This window comes from Streptomyces sp. NPDC001544 (assembly GCF_042894285.1).
Taxonomy (GTDB): Bacteria; Actinomycetota; Actinomycetes; order Streptomycetales; family Streptomycetaceae; genus Streptomyces.
Genome location: NZ_JBIAVN010000018.1, coordinates 155728 through 173568 on the forward strand (window position 1 = coordinate 155728; position 17841 = coordinate 173568).

15 protein-coding genes are annotated in these 17841 nt (G+C 71.5%); 9 read left to right on the plus strand and 6 right to left on the minus strand.

All coding sequences use genetic code 11. The annotated features are described in order from the left end of the window. Positions 1-35 precede the first annotated feature (35 nt). Positions 36-710: a hypothetical protein gene (locus tag ACFY0F_RS32995; RefSeq protein ID WP_388802632.1), complete on the minus strand. Its 675-nt coding sequence runs from the start codon at positions 708-710 to the stop codon at positions 36-38. Positions 711-1018: 308 nt separating this feature from the next. Here ACFY0F_RS32995 and ACFY0F_RS33000 point away from each other — a divergent pair, with 308 nt between their 5' ends. Beyond that, a complete protein-coding gene (locus ACFY0F_RS33000; RefSeq protein ID WP_388802635.1) occupies positions 1019-1846 on the plus strand; it encodes a hypothetical protein in 828 nt (275 codons plus the stop codon). Between the two features lie 180 nt (positions 1847-2026). Further along, positions 2027-2959, plus strand: coding sequence for a slipin family protein (locus tag ACFY0F_RS33005; RefSeq protein ID WP_388802638.1), 933 nt, complete (start codon positions 2027-2029; stop codon positions 2957-2959). Here ACFY0F_RS33005 and ACFY0F_RS33010 read toward each other — a convergent pair. Then, the gene (locus ACFY0F_RS33010; RefSeq protein WP_388802641.1) at positions 2901-4100 is read right to left on the minus strand and encodes an MFS transporter; all 1200 of its coding nucleotides are present in this window, start codon (positions 4098-4100) and stop codon (positions 2901-2903) included. The genes ACFY0F_RS33005 and ACFY0F_RS33010 overlap by 59 nt on opposite strands. Before the next feature lie 70 nt (positions 4101-4170). Here ACFY0F_RS33010 and ACFY0F_RS33015 point away from each other — a divergent pair, with 70 nt between their 5' ends. The 3 genes from ACFY0F_RS33015 to ACFY0F_RS33025 are packed head-to-tail and all read left to right on the plus strand — an operon-like array spanning position 4171 to position 6610. Continuing rightward, a complete protein-coding gene (locus ACFY0F_RS33015; RefSeq protein ID WP_388802644.1) occupies positions 4171-5172 on the plus strand; it encodes an ArsR/SmtB family transcription factor in 1002 nt (333 codons plus the stop codon). Next, positions 5169-5687 carry a glutathione peroxidase gene (locus ACFY0F_RS33020; RefSeq protein WP_388802647.1) on the plus strand — a complete coding sequence of 173 codons (519 nt, stop codon included), beginning with the start codon at positions 5169-5171 and terminating at the stop codon, positions 5685-5687. The genes ACFY0F_RS33015 and ACFY0F_RS33020 overlap by 4 nt, the downstream gene beginning before the upstream one ends. A gap of 56 nt (positions 5688-5743) precedes the next feature. Continuing rightward, positions 5744-6610 carry a MerR family transcriptional regulator gene (locus ACFY0F_RS33025; RefSeq protein ID WP_388802650.1) on the plus strand — a complete coding sequence of 289 codons (867 nt, stop codon included), beginning with the start codon at positions 5744-5746 and terminating at the stop codon, positions 6608-6610. A gap of 135 nt (positions 6611-6745) precedes the next feature. On the opposite strand, the gene ACFY0F_RS33030 is transcribed toward ACFY0F_RS33025, so the two are convergent. From ACFY0F_RS33030 to ACFY0F_RS33040, 3 genes are all read right to left on the minus strand, one after another. Next, positions 6746-6937 carry a DUF397 domain-containing protein gene (locus ACFY0F_RS33030; RefSeq protein ID WP_388802653.1) on the minus strand — a complete coding sequence of 64 codons (192 nt, stop codon included), beginning with the start codon at positions 6935-6937 and terminating at the stop codon, positions 6746-6748. 190 nt (positions 6938-7127) lie between these two features. Next, positions 7128-7985, minus strand: coding sequence for a helix-turn-helix domain-containing protein (locus tag ACFY0F_RS33035; protein ID WP_388802656.1), 858 nt, complete (start codon positions 7983-7985; stop codon positions 7128-7130). Positions 7986-8267: 282 nt separating this feature from the next. Beyond that, on the minus strand, positions 8268-9023 hold the full coding sequence (locus ACFY0F_RS33040; protein ID WP_388802659.1) for a GPP34 family phosphoprotein: 756 nt from the start codon (positions 9021-9023) through the stop codon (positions 8268-8270). 253 nt (positions 9024-9276) lie between these two features. Here ACFY0F_RS33040 and ACFY0F_RS33045 point away from each other — a divergent pair, with 253 nt between their 5' ends. Further along, a complete protein-coding gene (locus ACFY0F_RS33045) occupies positions 9277-12099 on the plus strand; it encodes a D-alanyl-D-alanine carboxypeptidase (RefSeq protein ID WP_388802661.1) in 2823 nt (940 codons plus the stop codon). A gap of 187 nt (positions 12100-12286) precedes the next feature. Next, positions 12287-14140: an MFS transporter gene (locus tag ACFY0F_RS33050; RefSeq protein WP_388802664.1), complete on the plus strand. Its 1854-nt coding sequence runs from the start codon at positions 12287-12289 to the stop codon at positions 14138-14140. Positions 14141-14175: 35 nt separating this feature from the next. Here the strand turns inward: ACFY0F_RS33050 and ACFY0F_RS33055 are convergent, their stop codons facing one another. Further along, positions 14176-15015, minus strand: coding sequence for a hypothetical protein (locus tag ACFY0F_RS33055; protein ID WP_388802666.1), 840 nt, complete (start codon positions 15013-15015; stop codon positions 14176-14178). Between the two features lie 89 nt (positions 15016-15104). Here ACFY0F_RS33055 and ACFY0F_RS33060 point away from each other — a divergent pair, with 89 nt between their 5' ends. Then, the gene (locus ACFY0F_RS33060) at positions 15105-15893 is read left to right on the plus strand and encodes an SDR family oxidoreductase (protein WP_388802669.1); all 789 of its coding nucleotides are present in this window, start codon (positions 15105-15107) and stop codon (positions 15891-15893) included. Positions 15894-16114: 221 nt separating this feature from the next. Beyond that, positions 16115-17686, plus strand: a complete 1572-nt coding sequence (locus ACFY0F_RS33065; protein WP_388802672.1) for a sodium:solute symporter family protein — start codon at positions 16115-16117, stop codon at positions 17684-17686. Positions 17687-17841: the final 155 nt, after the last annotated feature.

A 17841-nucleotide genomic window follows, 5' to 3' on the forward strand; every position in this document is an offset into this window, starting at 1 on the left:
GGGCGCGTACGGACGGCCCCGGGAAACCAGCTGTCTCAGACGACAGCCGGGCCCACGGGTGGCCCCCGAGAAGTGATCGCATGGACGAGGAGAAGGCCGCGCGGCGCCCGGTCCGAGCGGCGGCGCCGCGGGGGGACGCGCGGGCGGTCCGGGGTGGCGGGCAGCGCCAGCAGCAGACGCAGCGGCGCCGCCAGCCGTCCGGCCACGGCCCGCAGGATCCGGAAGGCGGCCTTCTCCCCGTGGGCCAACCACAGTCCGCACAGCAGCGCGGCGAGCAGGTGGGCGGCGAGCATGCCGAGCGACGGCGAGCCGCCGTCGGAGTAGCCGGTCCCGTCCATGCCGCTCGCGCCCATGTGCGCCATGTCCATGGAGCCCATGCCCGCGGACCCCATGCCCATGGAGCCCATGTCCATGGAGCCCATGCCGCTCATGTCCACGGCACCCGAACCGCCGGACACCGACCCGGCGCGGGAGAAGGCCTCGTGGAGCACCGCCTGGGCGGCGACCACGACCGCCACGACCGACGGCAGCCCCCGTTCACGCCCCGCCAGACACCAGCCCGCGGCGCCGGTCACGGCGGCTCCGCCGACCAGCGCCCACACGGGCACGTCACGGCCGGACATCAGCACATGGCCCAGGGCGGCGAGCAGCACGCACACCGCCGCGAACACCGCGGCGCGTAGCGTACGGGCACACCACCCAGCTGTCATGGCGCCTCATCCTGGCATCCGGACTCCGGTCGTCACACGGGGGTACGGAAAGCCACGGGCAACCACACTCAACCCACAGCGTGTGATCCAGGACACGGCAACTCGCCGGAACGCTTTCCGAACCGTTCACCCGCGGCGGCGGAGGCGCCGGACGACCCCCGGGGGATCCTCGCAGGAGCATCACACAGACTGCACACAGTCTTTCGAATGACTCGTTAGCGTGCTCTTCATCCGATCCCACGTGCGAACGTGACCGATTCGCGTCCCGGTGGGACGACAGCACGTCAACCCAGGAAGACCGTGGACAGATGGACTACTGCTCGTCGTGCCGCCGGCATCTGAACGGCGCCCTGATGTGCCCCGGATGCGGCGCCTACGCTCCGGACATCGCCCCGGTCATCCCGCCCACGGCAACCGACGGCTACCCGGTCCCCGGCCTGGCCGCGCAGACGGCGACCGGCACCGCGGCGTGGGAAGCCGTGGACGAGGCGCCGCGGTCCGGCCCGTCCGAAGGTCTTGAGGACGTACCGCCCGCTCCGCGAGGTCGGGCGGCACGGCGTCGCCAACTGGCCCGCTGGAAGAAGAACCAGCGCCGGGCCGTGGTCGCGACCGCCGTCGCCCTCGTCGGAGGCGGCCTCACCGTCTCCGCGATGGACCGGCAGTCCGCCCACCGGGCCCAGGCCTCGACCGCGCCGGAGGTCCCCACCCCGCCGGCCGTCGAGGAACCGACGTCGCAGCACATCCGCCCGGCCACCCCCCGGCCCGGCACCCACCACTCCACGCCGCGGACCGACCTCCCGCGGACCCGGTCCGTCCCCGCCCAGCCCGGCACCACTCCGCCGAGCACGCAGGTGGACGCCGCGCCGCCCTCCGCGCACCGGCCCGCCACCGCCTATACGGTGCACACGGCTCGCACGAGCCGTACGGCGGCGGCACCGGCTCCGGCACCGGCGCAGGGCAACGACTCCTCGTCCTCGAGCGGAACGACCACCGGCACCAGCGACCCGGCCCCGCCGCAGACGCCCGCGCCCGCCCCCGTGAACGGTACGAACCAGGGAACGTCCCCCCGGACGAGCCCGACGACCGCGACCCCCTCCTCGCCGCAGCTCTGCCTGCTGGTGGTGTGCCTCGGCTGACCGCCGTCCGCGCCCGGCCGTTCACGAACGCCTTGCGTGCGGCGCCGCTTGCGGTGCGGGCGGTGGGGCCGCCGCGATTCCTTTACGCATTTCTGACGCCCCGCACCGCATCCACCGGCCTTCTGCGGATGTCCTCATCCGTGTCTCGTACTACCGAGTCAGCAGAAGGAATGGAGTGCCATGGAAGGCACCGTCGTCGCAGTCGTGTTCGTGGTCCTGCTGGTCCTGACCGTGCTGCGCAGTGGGATGCGGGTGGTCAACCAGGTGGAGCGCGGCGTGGTGTTCCGCATGGGCAAGGCGCTGCCGGAGTACCGGCAGCCGGGCGTCACGTTCCTGATCCCGTTCGTGGACCGGATGCGCAAGGTGAACACGCAGGTGGTGGCCATGCCGGTGCCCACGCAGGAGGGCATCACCAAGGACAACGTGTCGGTGAAGGTGGACGCCGTCGTCTACTTCCGGGTCGCGGACCCGCTGCGGGCCGCCATCGAGGTGCAGGACTACGTCTTCGCCGTCGGGCAGGTCGCCCAGTCCTCCCTGCGGTCCATCATCGGCAAGAGCGACCTGGACGACCTGCTCTCCGACCGGGAGCGGCTGCACGAGGGCCTCGCGCTCATGATCGACAGCCCGGCCGCCGGCTGGGGCGTCCACATCGACCGCGTAGAGATCAAGGACGTACAGCTGCCGGAGTCGCTGAAGCGGTCCATGTCCCGGCAGGCCGAGGCCGAGCGGGAGCGGCGGGCGCGGGTCATCACCGCGGACGGTGAGTTCCAGGCGGCGCAGCAGCTCGCCAACGCGTCCCGGATCATGTCCGACACCCCGGAGGCCATGCAGTTGCGTCTGCTGCAGACGGTCGTGGAGGTCGCCGCCGAGAAGAACTCGACGCTGGTGATGCCCTTCCCGGTGGAGCTGCTGCGCTACTTCGACAAGGCGGCCCAGCAGTTCGCGGCTCCGGCGGCCCCGGCCGGCCAGGCGGCTCCCGAGACTCCGCAGGCCCCCGCAGCCGAGGCGCCCAAGGCTCCGCAGGCCCCCGCGGCCGAGGTCGCCGCGGCTCCCGTCACGCCCGTGCTCCCGCCGGCCGGAGCCGCTCCCGTGCCGGCCGCCGAGCAGCCGTAGCCAGGGTCAGCGTCACCCCGGTCGAGGCGAGGGCCATGACCGTCATCGCCGTGGCGGGTGAGGTGAGTTGCGCCACCGAGCCCGCCAGCGACGCGCTCACGCCCTGCATGGTCAGCATGCCCGCCGAGTGCAGCCCGAGGGCGTGCCCGCTGAGCTCGTCCGGGGTCAGGGCCACCAGTCGCTCCTGCTGCACCAGGCCCGCCCCGAAGCCGACGGAGGCGACGGCGGCGAGGGGCGCGGCGAGCGGCAGGGGCGGCCGGCCGAAGAAGACCAGGTACGGCGCCGCCAGCAGCAGGAGCAGCGGTACGGCCAGCCGCGCCCGCACCCCGGGCGGCAGCAGCCGGCCCACGGTCACGTCCCCCACCAGCATCCCCAGCGCGGCGCAGGCGAACAGCGTGCCGGCGGCACCGGGATCGTAGGAGACGAACAGGGACTCGCAGCCAACCACCAGGCCGTTCGGGATCCACAGGCCCAGATAGACCAGCCGGCGCGGACGGGACGACCACAGCAGGGCGTTGGTGCGCCAGGTCTGCGCGACGGAGGGGCGGCCGGCGGTCCGCGGCGGGCGCCGGGTCAGGCCCAGGCGGGCGCCGAGGGCCGCCGCCGTGTACAGGGCCGCCGACGTCAGCAGGGTCACGCGCGGGGACAGCGCGGCCACGAGGACGCCACCGCTCGCGTACCCGGTGATCTGCGCGAAGCCGCTCATCATGTTGAACACCGAACGCCCCAGCAGATAGCCGTCCTTGGCCAGGATCTCGTTCAGCAGGCCCCAGCGCACTCCCCCGCCGGGCGAGGCGACCAGCCCCTGCACGAGGAGGACGGCGAAGACCGCCGCCACCGGCAGCCCGGGCAGCGCCAGGAGCGCCGTGCAGGCCGCGAAGAGCAGGGGGATACCCGTCAGCGCTGCCCGCGGGGGCAGCCGGTCCGCGCCCGACAGGAAGAGGGACGCGCCGAGCACCTGGGCCAGGGAGGGCCCGAACATGCTGACGGCGGACAGCAGCGGCGAACCCGTGCTCCGTAACACCAGCGTCCCGAGCGCCAGACCGCCCACCGTCTGGGCGGCCGTCTGCGCGGCGCAGGACAGGAAGAGCGGGGTGAACTCGGGCGTGCGAAAGAGGTCTCGATAGCTGCGGGAAGTCATGCGGGGAGTCTGCGAGGGCCTGCCGATGGGCGTTATTGTTTCGCGCCTGCGCGAAACCTCTGGAGGTGCCATGGGCTGGTGGCAGGTCAACGCGGACACGCTCGCCCGCAGCCGGTTCGTCATCTCCCCGCTCGCCGAGACCTTCGCGAGCCTGAAACTGCTGCACGCAGGGACCGGCGGGCACCCCGGCGAGCAGCGGTGGCTGTGCGACCACCTGCCCGGCTACCGGGAGCGGCTGGCCGCCGACCCGGTGACCGCGCTGCTGGTGCGGGCCGGGCTCGGCCGGGACTGGATCGCCGACTTCCTCACCCCCACGCCCCGGGACGGCGAGAGCGCCGAGGAGGGCATCGCCCGGGTGGGGGCCGTCCGGCCGGAGGAGGCCCGCGCCCATCTGCGGGTCTCGCTCGCCGGGCCGCTGCCCGACGCCCTGGACCGCGACGACCTGCCCGCCCGCGCGGCCGGGCTGCTGGAGTACGTCTGGACCGAGACCGTACGGCCGTACTGGGAGCGGCGCCGACGGGTGCTGGAGGCCGACGTGGTCGCCCGCACGGACCGGGTGAGCCGGGGCGGCTGGGCGGAGGTGCTGGACTCGCTGCGGCCGGGCCGGACCCGCTGGCTGGGTGCCAACCGCCTCCAGATCAACCTCCACGAGTACCCGCCCCGAGAGATATCCGGGGCGCTGTTCTTCGTACCGGTGACCCCGAGGGCCGGCTGGGTGTCCTGGGAGGAGCCCGACCGGTACGCCCTGGTCTACCCGTGTGACGGTGTGCTCGCCGACCGGGACGGCCGGGCCGTGCCCACGGCGCTGGGCGCCCTGCTGGGGGCCGCCCGGGCCGGGGTGCTGGTGCTGCTCGACTCCCCCATGTCGACGACCCAGCTCACCGCCGTGACCGGGCAGGGGCTCGGGTCGGTGGGCCGGCATCTGAAGGTGCTGCTGGAGGCGGGGCTGGTGCGGCGGCGGCGGGCGGGACGCTCGGTGCTGTACGCGCGGACGGCCGCCGGGGAGGTGCTGATGGATGCCGCGGGGGCGCGGGATCCGCGGGAGGCCGGCGGGGCTAGCCTTCGCCCATGACGACTACTGACCACACCGGTTCCGTACTGGACACCGAGATCGGCGCCCTCCAGGGCGGTTCCGCGGACCTCTCGCAGTACGCGGGCAAGGCCGTGCTCATCGTGAACGTGGCCTCCAAGTGCGGGCTGACCCCGCAGTACTCCGGGCTCGAGCGCCTCCAGGAGCGGTACGCCGAGCGGGGCTTCACCGTGCTCGGGGTGCCGTGCAACCAGTTCCTCGGGCAGGAGCCCGGCAGCGCCGAGGAGATCGCCGAGTTCTGCTCCGCGACGTACGGCGTCACCTTCCCGCTGACCGAGAAGGTCGAGGTGAACGGCGAGGGACGGCACCCGCTGTACGACCGTCTGACCGGCTTCGCCGACGCCGAGGGGCACAGCGGGGACATCCGCTGGAACTTCGAGAAGTTCCTCGTCGGGCGGGACGGCCGGGTCGTCGCCCGGTTCTCGCCGCAGACCGAGCCGGAGGCGGCCGAGGTCGTGTCGGCGATCGAGGGCCAGCTGGCCCAGGTCGCGGGTTGACCTTGCCCCTGGGGCAAGGGTGAGCGTCCTGTCACCGGGCGGAAAGGACCCGCCCGGTGACGGAGGATGCTCGCGTGGACGACGAACTGCTCACCATCGGCGCGTTCGCGGCGCGGGCGCGGCTGTCGGCCAAGGCGCTGCGGCTCTACGACCGCCTCGGGCTGCTGTCCCCGGCGCACGTCGACGAGGCCAGCGGCTACCGCTACTACCGGGCCGAGCAGACCGAGCGGGCCCGGCTGGTGGCGCTGTTGCGGCAGCTGGACATGCCGCTCGCCCGGATCGCCGAGGTGGTCGAGGCGGACCGGGCCGAGGCGGCCGGGCTGCTCGCCGTGTACTGGGCGGGCGTCGAGGCGCGGGTGGCGGGGCAGCGGACGCTCGCCGAGTACCTCCGTGGACGGCTGTCGGGGAGGAGCTCCGAGATGTACGGCAGGTTCGTGGTCGAGACGGTCGACGTGCCCGAGCAGGTGGTGATCACCGAGAAGCGGCACACGCTGGCGGACGAGTTGCCGGCGTGGATCGGGGCGTCGCTGGGGCGGCTGGAGGAGGCGGCCCGGGAGTGCGGGGGCGTCGTGGCGGCACCGTTCGTGGTGTACCACTCCGAGGTGTCCATGGAGAGCGACGGTCCCGCGGAGTCCTGTGTTCCCGTGGCGGACGCGGCGGCGGCCCGGGAGTGGGCCGCGCGGCGGGGCCGGGCGTGGGAGACGGCGGTACGGGTGGAGCCGGCCCGGCGGCTGGCGTTCACCCGGATCACCAAGGCGCAGGTGGCGCACCCTCAGATCCTCGCCGCGTTCGAGGCGGTGGAGGAGTGGATGGCGGGGCGGGGCCTCGAACCCGCGGGCCCCTGCCGTGAGGTGTACTTCGCCGACTGGGACGCGGCGGGGCCGGGGGACGCGGTGTGTGATGTGGCGTTCCCGGTGAGGTGACGGCGAGGGCGAGCCCCCTCGGCAAGGGAGAGCCCCCTCGGCAAGGACGGCGGGCTGGTCGAGAGGGCTCTGGGTTCGTGCTTGTGGAGTTGTGGTCGTCGGGGCCTGGCGGGCGGTGTGGGTCAGGGAATCCCCCTACGCCTTGACCGAGGCCACGAAGGCGTTCCAGGCGAGGGCGGGGAAGGCCAGGGTGGGGCCCTCGTGGACCTTGGAGTCGCGAACGACCAGTTCCACGGTCGCGGGCGACTTGACCTCGACGCACGCCCCGTTCCCTGCGGAATAGGAGGACTTCGTCCACGTCTCCGTGGCGCCCTGAAGCAGTGCCATGTCCACTCCTGTTGCAATTGCTCTGTAGTGCGATTCACGCCAACCGTGTCGACCGGTTGGCGTGATCGACGCTACTCGGCAACAGGTCCTCCCGGCGTACTCGTTCACTCATCCGGATGGCATATTGCAATAGAGACTTACATTGAGATGTCACATCGGTCTAAAATCCGCGCCCTCTGTGTCCGGGGGGTCAGCGAGCGTAGTCTTTCGCCGCATCGGCGATGAACTGGCGGGATTGCTCCACATTCAGGGACTGCGCCCGCAAATGCTCGTACATCACGGCGTACTTCTGCACGTCCTGCGCCTTCTCCAGATACAGGTCGCTGGTGACGCCCTCGAGATACACCACGCTGGAGTCGGCCGCGTCGGCGAACTCCAGGATCGCGTACTGCCCGTTGAGCCCGGGATGCGCGCCCACCTCGAACGGCAGCACCTGCACGGTGACGTGCGGCAGCTGGGACATCTCGATGAGGTACTCCAACTGCTCCCGCATCACCAGCCTGCTGCCCACGACCCTGCGCAGCGCGGCCTCGTCGAGCACCACCCACAGCCGGAGCGGGTTGTTCTCGGCGGTGATACGTTCCTGTCGCCGCAGCCGCACCTGTACGCGTTTGTCGATGTCCGCCGTCGAGGTCTCCGGCAACGCCCCCTGCACCAGCGCCTCGGCGTACGCCCGGGTCTGCAACAGACCGGTCACCAACTGGGGTTCGTACACGCGCAGCGACTCGGCGTCGGTCTCCAGACCGATGTAGACGCTGTACGGGATGTCACCGAACGCGTGCCACCAGCCCTGCTGCCGGGAGTCGCGGGCCATCTCCATCAGGGAGTCGACGATCCGCTGGTCCTCGACCTCGTACACCCCGCACAGGTCACGGACGTCGCGCTGGCTGATGCTGCGCCGGCCGTTCTCCAGGCGGCTGATCTTCGACTGCGACACCAGCAGTCTCTCCGCCACCTCCTCGGCCGTCATGCCCTTGAGCTCGCGGAGCCTGCGCAGCTCCTGGCCCAGCCGGCGCCGCCTGACGGTGGGATTGACATTGGACGCCACGAGACGTGCACCTCCGGCTGACTGCCTTTACCTACCACTTTGCGTATCTGCTGTTGAGCAGATTGCCACCAAGGGGCTTCCTACCGCTGGGAAACGGTGGATATGCGGCGCGTACGCGTCAGTTCGGGCAAAGAAACGGGCGGACAAGCGGTCGAGCGGGGTGGTGAGGCCTCCAGAGGTCTCACCACCCCGCTCGAACCAGCGGCTCCCGAACCGGGTCTGGGGACGGCGGTGCGGCTGTGCTGTGGCTGTGCTGTGGTGCGTGTGCGCCGTGACCGCGGCTCAGTGGGCCACGACGCGTGCCATGGATCCGCGGTGCGGCTGCATCGGAACGCCACGGGCGGGTTCCGGCGCGGACCTGGCTCCTGGCCCGGCCTGGCGGCCGGCCGGGGCCGGGCTGCGGCGCGGCTGTGCCACGGCGCCGTTCTGGACGTCCATCACGGCGTGCGCGACGAGACCGCCCATCGGGTCGTGCCTGATCAGATCCCTGAGCCGGGACCTCGAGGAACGTCCCTCGTTGCCCGGGTACAGGTGCTTGCCGAGGCCGACCGCGTGCGCCAGTGCGGCGAGCGCCGCGGTCCGCGGGTCCGGCGGTACGCCGGTGCGGATCGCGGAGTCCAGCCGGGCACGGATCTCCCGGCTGATGTCGTTGTCCGTCGCCTGGTAGCGAGTCGTCGGCAGCACCCCGCACATCTGACCCGGCACGGCGGCGACCATGCCGCACCGCTCCAGATGCGAGAGGTAGACCTGGCGGAGCCCCAGACGGGGTCCGCCGATCCAGTGGACGGCCCGTACCGGAGCGCCGCGCCTTCGCAGCAACTCCAACGCGCAGTCCAGTGTTGGATCTCCTGTCGGCCGTGGTACCACCACGGCGATACGATCCCCGTCTGGGGCTATCCGTCCGGCCAGCGCCAGCTCCACTAGCTGTGCTCCGGCCAGACCGAGATCGAGCGACTGCGGCTGTGCAGTGGTACCCGTGGTCGGGTCCAGTGCCAGCAACAGAAGCTCCTCCGGAAGTGTTCTGCGGCTCCTGCCCATCCATGCCTCCCCGCGTGGATGAATGACAGGGTGACCCCTCTCACATTGGTCTGTCGAGAGCGCGTGACCGGTTCGTGAGGGAACCGGTAGGTATGTCGTTCTCGTCTACCGCAGGGGACAAGCCCACACACAGGACACTGGTACATGGTTCGGACAGTGGCGGGGGAGGCGTTGTCCGGGTCGGTGGCCGATCGTCGTACGGCGGTCGGTTATGAAGGCGCACAACGAAAGTGCGGCACATGAGGAGGCATCGGTGGCGGGCGAGTCCCCCGACAGGTCGAAGCAGCGCGAGTCGTCGGTCGAATCGACGTCGGGGAGCGGGGGCCCGGTTCCCGAGGCCCGCGATCCGCGGCTCGCGGTGTCCCGGAAGTCCGAGGAGCGCGGCGGCGTGGACACGGCCACCAGGGTCCTGTCGACCCGGGACCTGACTCCCGACGCCGAGGGCTCCGCCAAGGACGACTCCGAGGACGACGCCAAGGACTCCGCCCCCCAGGACGACTCCCGCCTGCGTGAGGCCGTGGCCGCGTGGGTACGGTCGGGAGACTCGTCCGGCAAGGAGCAGGCGACCGGGGACTCCCCGGAGGCGGAGAACGCCGACGACACCCCGCCGGCGGACGCCGCGGCCGAGGGCACCGCGAGCGAGGGTGCCGCGAGCGACGCGACGGAGGAGCCGGAGGACGCGGTCCCGGACACCGAGGAGCCCAAGGACGCCGTCCCGGACGCTGAGGAGCCCAAGGACGCCGTCCCGGACGCTGAGGAGCCCAAGGACGCCGTCCCAGCCCTGGACGAGCCCGAGGCCGCCGACAAGCGCCCCGACGCCGAGCCCAAGGACGTCTCCACGGACGCGGACGAGCCCCGGGACGCCGTCCCTGCCCCGGACGAGCCCGAGGCCGCCGACGAGCCCCAGGACGCCGTCCCGGACGCTGAGGAGCCCAAGGACGCCGTCCCAGCCCTGGACGAGCCCGAGGCCGCCGACAAGCGCCCCGACGCCGAGCCCAAGGACGTCTCCACGGACGCGGACGAGCCGAAGGCCGCCGACGAGCCCCAGGACGCCGTCCCTGCCCCGAAGGAGCCGAAGGCCGCCGACACCGAGCGGAAGGCGGAGGCGGCCCCGAAGGCCGACGCGAAGCCGGGCGACGAGACCACCCCGGATGCCGACACGAAGACCGGCACGAAGACTGACGCAGCGGCCAAAGCGGACGCGAACAAAGCGGACGCGAAGCCGAAGCCGGAAGCCGAGGCGAAGCCGGACGCGGACGCAAAACCGGACGCGGACGCGAACGCAGACGCGAAGCCGGACACAGACGCGAAGCCGGACGCCGAGCCGAAGCCGAGCGCGGACGCGAAGCCGAAGCCGGACGCGAAGGCGGAGCCGGGCGCCACGGCCGAGCCGTCTGCCGCCGACGGCGATTCAGCCCCGGATGGGCCACCCGCAGCCGACGACGAAAGCCGCACGGGTGGTGCGGGTGGGAACAAGAAGGCCGAAGGCGAAGCCGAGGCCGTGGACCAGCCCACCGCCGTCTTCAAGGCCCCCAAGCCCAAGCCGCGGGTCGACCAGCCCACGACCATGCTGAAGCTGGGCGGCAAGCCCACCGCGTCCGAGACCCCCGTGCCGGAGGCCGAGCGCACCAGCAAGTTCGTCGCGCTCAAGCCCCTCGACGACCCGTCCACCCGGAAGCCCACCGGCAAACCCGCCGCCAAGCCCACCGGCAAGCCCACCGCCGAGACGGCCCCCGCGGACGCCACCACCCCCGTCCCCCAGCTCGGCCCCGAGCGCACCACCCAGCAGCCGCTCCCGCCCAAGCCGCCGCTGGACCTGCTGGCCGAGCTGACGAACACGCCCCCGCCGCCGGAGACCCCGGTCCGCGCGCTCGTGCGCCGGGTCAAGATCTGGACCCCGCTGGTCCTGCTCCTGGCGATCGTGTTTGCGGTCGTACAGGCCATGCGCCCGCTGCCCGCCCCCACCCTGGCCCTGACGGCCGAGGACTCGTACCAGTTCAAGGGCGGCAAGCTCGCCCTGCCCTGGCCGTCCGAGGGACAGGGCTGGATGGACGTCGACGGCATCGGCACGATGGGCGGCTTCGGCAAGCAGACGCCCGTCGCCATCGGCTCCGTCGCCAAGACGATGACCTCGTACATCATCCTCAAGGAGCACCCGCTGAAGCCGGGCGCCGAGGGCCCCTCCATCAGGGTCGACGCCACCGCCGAGAAGGAGGGCGGCTACAACAAGCAGGGCGAGTCCACCCTCGACACGGTGAAGGAGGGCAACAAGCTCACCGAGAAGCAGGCGCTCTCGGCCGTCATGATTCCGTCCGCCAACAACATCGCGCGCCTGCTGGCCCGTTGGGACGCGGGCTCCGAGGCGGCGTTCGTCAAGAAGATGAACGCCACCGCCAAGAAGCTCGGCATGACGCACACCACGTACACCGACCCCTCGGGGCTGAAGGAGACCACGGTCTCCACCGCCGAGGACCAGGTGAAGCTCGGCAACGCGGTCGTGAAGAACCCGGCCCTCGTGGCCATCACCAGCGCGGCCAGCTGGGACGACCCGACCGGTAAGAACTGGCCGAACCCCAACACGCTCCCCTACGTCATGGGTGCGATCGGCATCAAGACCGGCAGCACCACCGCGGCCGGCGGCAACCTGCTCTTCGCCGCGCGCAGGGAGGTCGGCGGCGAGACGGTCACCGTCGTCGGCGCGATCCTCGGCCAGCACAAGCCGAAGATCCTCGAAACGGTCAACGCGGTCAGCAAGACCGCGCTGACCGCCGCGAAGGGCGCGCTGACCTCGGCGCAGATCCTGAAGAAGGGTGACGTCGTCGGCTATGTGGACGACGGTCTCGGCGGCCACACCCCGGTCGTCGTCACCAAGGACGTCACCGCGGTCGGCTGGGCCGGACTGAAGGCCAAGCTGTCCTTCGAGGCCGGCGACGTGCCGCACACCGCGAAGGCCGGCACCACGGTGGGCTCGCTCACCGTGGGTGACGGCAAGAGCGGCGCGGTGAAGGTTCCGGTGGCCCTGCAGAAGCAGCTCCGCGAGCCGGGCCTCGGCAGCAAGCTGACCCGCCTCGGCTGACCCGGGGCACGTCGTTCGCCACCCTCGCACCCCGCCGACGAAGCCCCGCGGCGGGGTGCGTGCTAGCGTCACGAAACGGGGCGGTTCGCCGGTCGAGGGGACGCGGCAACGAACCGGACAGGAAGCGGCCAGGAACACCGTGCAACGCGGCCGAGAACAGAAGACGGGACACGGGGAGTGCCTTCAGGTGGCCACTGCGGAGCCGACACGCGCCGACGACGCCGATCCGGGCCCGGGAACCGGCCGGCGAATACGCCTGTCCACGGCCGACGGACCCACGGAGGGTCCGGCCGGCCGCCGGGACCGGCTGCGCGCCGCCGCTGAAGCGCTCCGGCAGCGGCTGCTGCTGCACCCCGCCCTGTCCATGACCGCGCTCGCCGCGGTGCTGCACGTCGTCTGGTTCTTCACGTTCGCCAACAGTGGCGGCGACCTCGCGGCCCAGGACGCGTGGGCGGAGTTCGTCGGCCGGCACCCGGACTCGGCGTACAACCTCGCCTGGTACGGCGGTATGCACCCGGTGTCGTACAGCGTGGTGTCGCCGTACCTGATGTCGGTGCTCGGCGTCCGTACCACGATGATGATCGCGGGAACGGTGTCGGCGGGCCTGCTGACGGTGATCCTCATCCGCAGCCGGGTGGTGCGCAACCCGCTGTGGGCCGCGTCGGCCGGCGTGTTCGCCCTGGTCTGCAACGCGATCTCCGGCCGGGTCACCTTCGGCCTCGGCACGGTGTTCGCGCTCGGCGCGGTCGCGGCCGTGTTCTGCTGGCCGCACCGCTGGCGTCACAAACGCGGGGCGAAGGCGGCGGTCGCGGCCTCCCTCGCCGCGCTCGCGACCATGTCGTCGCCGGTCGCGGGCCTGTTCCTGGGCCTGGTCGCGGCGGCACTGTTCCTGCAGAAGCGGCGGCCGGGCGCCTGGGCGCTGGGGCTCGCGCCGTCGGCGGTGGTCGCCGTGTCGACGTTGCTGTTCCCCTTCTCCGGCACCCAGCCGATGACGATCGGCTCGGTCGTCATGCCGCTGCTGTACGGGCTGCTCTGCCTGTTCCTCGTCCCCAAGGAGTGGAAGACCGTACGGCTGACCGCCGCCGTCTTCAGCCTCGCGGTGGTGCTGGTCTGGCTGTTCAGCTCGCAGATCGGGTCGAACATCTCGCGGTTGCCGATGCTGTTCGCCGGGGTGGCACTGATCGCGGCGCTGCCGTTCACGGTGCCGCGCTCGCGCAAGTGGTACACGACGGTGCTGGCGTTCCTCGGCTTCGTCGGCTGGATCGGCTACAAGTCGGTCGACGACATCATCCACACGACCCCGGACGCGGCCTGGGCGCGCGAGCTCGCCCCGCTCGTCCACGAACTGCAGAAGGTCGGCGCCGAGAAGGGCCGTGTCGAGGTGGTCCCGGCCCGCTCGCACCGCGAGGCCTCCGCGCTCGCACCGTACGTCAACCTGGCCCGGGGCTGGCTCCGCCAGGCCGACATGGAGCGCAACGCGCTGTTCTACGACGGCACCCTCAACTCGGCGAACTACCACGAGTGGCTCCAGCGCTGGGCCGTCCACTTCGTCGTCCTGCCCAAGGACGATCCGGACGTCACCGGCGGGGAGCGGGAGCGGGCCCTGGTGCAGCGCGGTATGCCGTACCTGACGCAGATCTGGGGCGACGCCGACTGGCAGTTGTTCAAGGTGACCGACCCGACGCCGCTCGCCGAGCCGAACGCGGTCGTCGACCGGGCGGAGCAGGGCGAGATGACGCTCGAGGTCCGCAAGGCCGGCCGTATCCTCATCCGCATCCCCTACTCGCCGTGGCTGAGCATCGTCGACGAGCACGGCAAGAGCCTGAAGCCGCCGCAGGAGACCAAGGCCTCCAAGGAGCGGGCCGACGGCGCGCCCAAGACGTACGACAACGTCAACGGCTGCCTGTTCGAGACGCCGGAGGACGCCAAGGGCGACAAGTGGACGGTGCTGCTCGCCCCGAAGGCGGGGACGTACCGGCTGGCGGCGCCGTACCAGCTGCCCAGGGGGACGCCGTGCCCGGACGTGCTGAAGAAGCCCTGAGCCCCTGAGGCACTGATCCCCTGAGCCCCTGACGTTCAGCGGAGCCTGTCGACGTAGGTGTCCGTGCCCGGCACCGTGGGGATGAACGGGGCCACCAGTTCCACCCTGCCCAGCCCCGACTCGTCCACCTGCTCGTCCAGGCCGGTGAAGTACCGCTCCCAGCACTCCCGCGGGTCCGCCTGCAGGAACCACAGCAGGGTCAGCCGGGTGTCGACGCCCTCGACCTGCTTGACGTACGTCATGCGGTCGCCGGGCAGCGGGGTGGGCCGGAAGACGGTCACCAGGGCGGCCGGGGAGCCCGCGACGCGCCTGGGCAGGTGGCGGGAGCGCAGCCACTCCAGCAGTTCGGCGCGCTGCCCGGCGCTGTCGGCGTCGACGACCTCCAGGACCAGGCCCGCGTAGGGGTGGTCGAGTGCGTGGAAGTCGCGGGGCCCGGCCGCGCCGTCCCGGTAGACGGTCGCCTCGTGGTCCTGGAACGCCGTGAAGACGTGGGTGCGGTCGTGGTAGACGCGCGCGTCGCGGCCCAGGCGCTTGTTGATGGCGACGGTCCACTTCATGTGGTCGTCGTAGCGGCCGTCGGTGACCCAGTAGGTGGAGAGGTAGCAGCCCGCGGTGACCGGCTGGGCCACGGCGGACTTCTCCGGGTAGCGCAGGAGCTGGAGGTCCCGGGTGGCGACCCAGCGGCGGCCCGCGTACATCCAGGGCATGGCCATCGCGCCGGCGTAGTAGTGGTCGTCCTCGTACCAGCGGTTGTACGCGTACTCGTGGCCCGGATGCGGTTCGACCATGGTGATCAGGGCGTGGCCGGGGTGTACCCCGTAGGGGCCCAGGGCGGCCAGTTCGGCGTACGTGTCGCTGCGGGTGTCCTCGCTCATGCCGTTCCCCTTCCTTCCTCTTCCGTCCTCCGCCGGACGCCCATACTCTGACGCTCCGTCAGATAAATCGCCATCCCCCGGAGGCCCGGATGTCACTGCTCGAGGGCAAGACGGTCGTCGTGTCGGGCGTCGGGGCCGGGCTCGGCCATCAGGTGGCGGCGGCCGTCGTACGGGACGGCGGGAATGCGGTGCTCGGTGCCCGCACCGAGGCGAACCTCGCCAAGAGCGCGGCCGAGATCGACCCGGAGGGGATCCGGACGGCCTACCGGGCGACCGACATCACCGACGAGGGGCAGTGCGAGGCGCTGGCGGGGCTGGCGCGGGAGAGGTTCGGCGGGGTGGACGCGGTGGTCCATGTGGCCGCCTGGGACTCGTACTTCGGAGGGCTTGAGGACGCCGACTTCACGACCTGGCAGTCGGTCATCGACGTGAACCTGCTGGGCACGCTGCGGATGACAAGGGCGTGCCTGCCGGGCCTGAAGGAGGGGGGCGGCGGATCGGTGGTGTTCATCGGCACGCAGTCGGCGGTGGCCGCGCCCACGCAGGTCGCGCAGGCGGCGTACGCGGCGTCCAAGGGCGCCCTGACCAGTGCGATGTACTCCCTGGCGCGTGAGCTCGGCCCGCACCGCATCCGGGTCAACACCGTGCTGCCGGGGTGGATGTGGGGTCCGCCCGTCCAGGCGTACGTGCAGTTCACCGCCCATACGGAGGGCGTGCCGGAGGCCGAGGTCCTGGGGCGGCTCACCGGACGCATGGCCCTGCCGGACCTGGCGACGGACGGCGACGTGGCCGACGCGGCAGTCTTCCTGGCGTCCAGCCGGGCGAGGGCGATCACCGGGCAGTCGCTGCTGGTCAACGCCGGGGAGCTGATGCGCTGACCCCCCCCTATTTCCAGCCACTTGGGTTGTTCATATAAGTGAACTCAGGTCAACGAGGCGAACATTTTTACCCGCTCTTGACCCTACGCTCGCTTGTCGTGCCCGCGTAACCCCACCCACGATGAGCGGGCACTTCGCGGCCTTCCCCGTCCACGCTCCGCTTATGCGAAGTGCCGGCCAGCTGAGCGGAGTTCACAAGGCGGACCCTGGAAGGGGGGCGCATGAACAGTCTCGACTGGGTCGTGCTCATCGGCTACTTCGGCGTGATGGTCGCGATCGGCGTCTGGTCGCACAAGCGGGTGGACAACGTCAGCGACTTCTTCACGGCAGGCGGCAAGATGCCGTGGTGGCTCTCCGGCATCTCGCACCACATGTCGGGCTACAGCGCGGTGTTGTTCACCGGGTACGCGGGCATCGCGTACACCTACGGCGTCACGTCCTTCGTCACCTGGTCCTTCCCGATCGCCCTCGGTATCGCGATCGGCTCCAAGGTGTTCGCCCCGCGCATCAACCGGCTGCGGTCCCGGCTGCGGGTGGCCTCTCCGCTGGAGTACCTGAAGAACCGGTACGACCTGAAGACCCAGCAGGCCCTGGCCTGGTCCGGCATGCTGCTGAAGATCGTCGACGTGGGCGCGAAGTGGGCCGCGATCGCGACCCTGCTGTCCGTCTTCACCGGGGTGACCCTGAACCAGGGCATCCTCATCACCGGCGCGATCACCGCCGTCTACTGCACGATCGGCGGCCTGTGGGCGGACGCGCTGACCGAACTCGGCCAGTTCGTCATCCAGTTGCTGGCCGGCGTCTCCATGTTCGTCGCGGTCGTGCTGAAGCTGAACGACAAGGGCATCGGCTTCTTCGACGCCTGGGACCAGCCCGCCCTGCACGGCCACGGCAAGGGCCTGACCGGCCCGTACGGAACCGTCTTCCTGCTCGCCTTCCTCTTCATCAAACTGTTCGAGTACAACGGCGGCATGCTCAACCAGGCCCAGCGCTACATGGCGACGGGCAGCGCACGCGAGGCGGAACGCTCGGCGCGTCTGTCGGCGGTGCTCTGGCTGGTCTGGCCGGTCGTCCTCTTCTTCCCGATGTGGATGTCACCGCTCCTCGTGCACGCCAAGAAGCCGGACGGTTCCGACTCCTACGGCCTGATGACCGAACAGCTCCTGCCGCACGGCCTGCTCGGCCTGGTCATCGTCGGCTTCTTCTCCCACACCATGGCCATGTGCTCCTCCGACGCCAACGCGATCGCCGCCGTCTTCACGCGGGACGTCGCACCGGTGGTGTCGCCGCGGGCCCGGGCGTGGGGCGAACGGTCGGGGCTGATCGCGGCCCGTGTCACCACGGTGGTCTTCCTCGGCCTGTCCATGGCGGTGGCGACCCAGGTCAACTCCCCCGCCTTCAAGGACATCATCACCGTCGTCATCAAGTGGGTCGCCGGTCTGATGGGCCCGATCGCGATCCCGATGATGCTGGGCCTGCTGCGCCCCTTCCGCCGCTCCGGCCCGACGGCCGCGCTCACCAGCTGGTCGATGGGTCTGCTGGCCTTCTGGCTGGTCAACTACCCGATCAACTGGAACGTCGACGGCGGCGTCCCGCTGCAGTACCAGGTCTCGGTCCCGCTGGCCGTCTCCCTGGTCCTGTACATCCTCGTCGGCTACCTGAAGCCCGAGGACACCCCGGAACGCCTGGCCGTCCTGGAGCGGATCAACACCGACGGCGACGGGGCGATGGCCGCGGTCCCGGCACCCGCCGGAGCGGGGGACGACATGGTCGGCGCCCCGGTCAAGGACTGACGGCGGCCTCTCCGCCACGGCACGATCAGCAGCGGGGTGGGGGCCCCCGCCCGGGGGGCCCCCCCCCCCCCCGCCCCCCCCCCCCCCCCGGGGCCCCCCCCCCCCCCCGCAACCCCCCCCCCCCCCCCCCCCACCACCCCCCCCCCCCCCCCGCC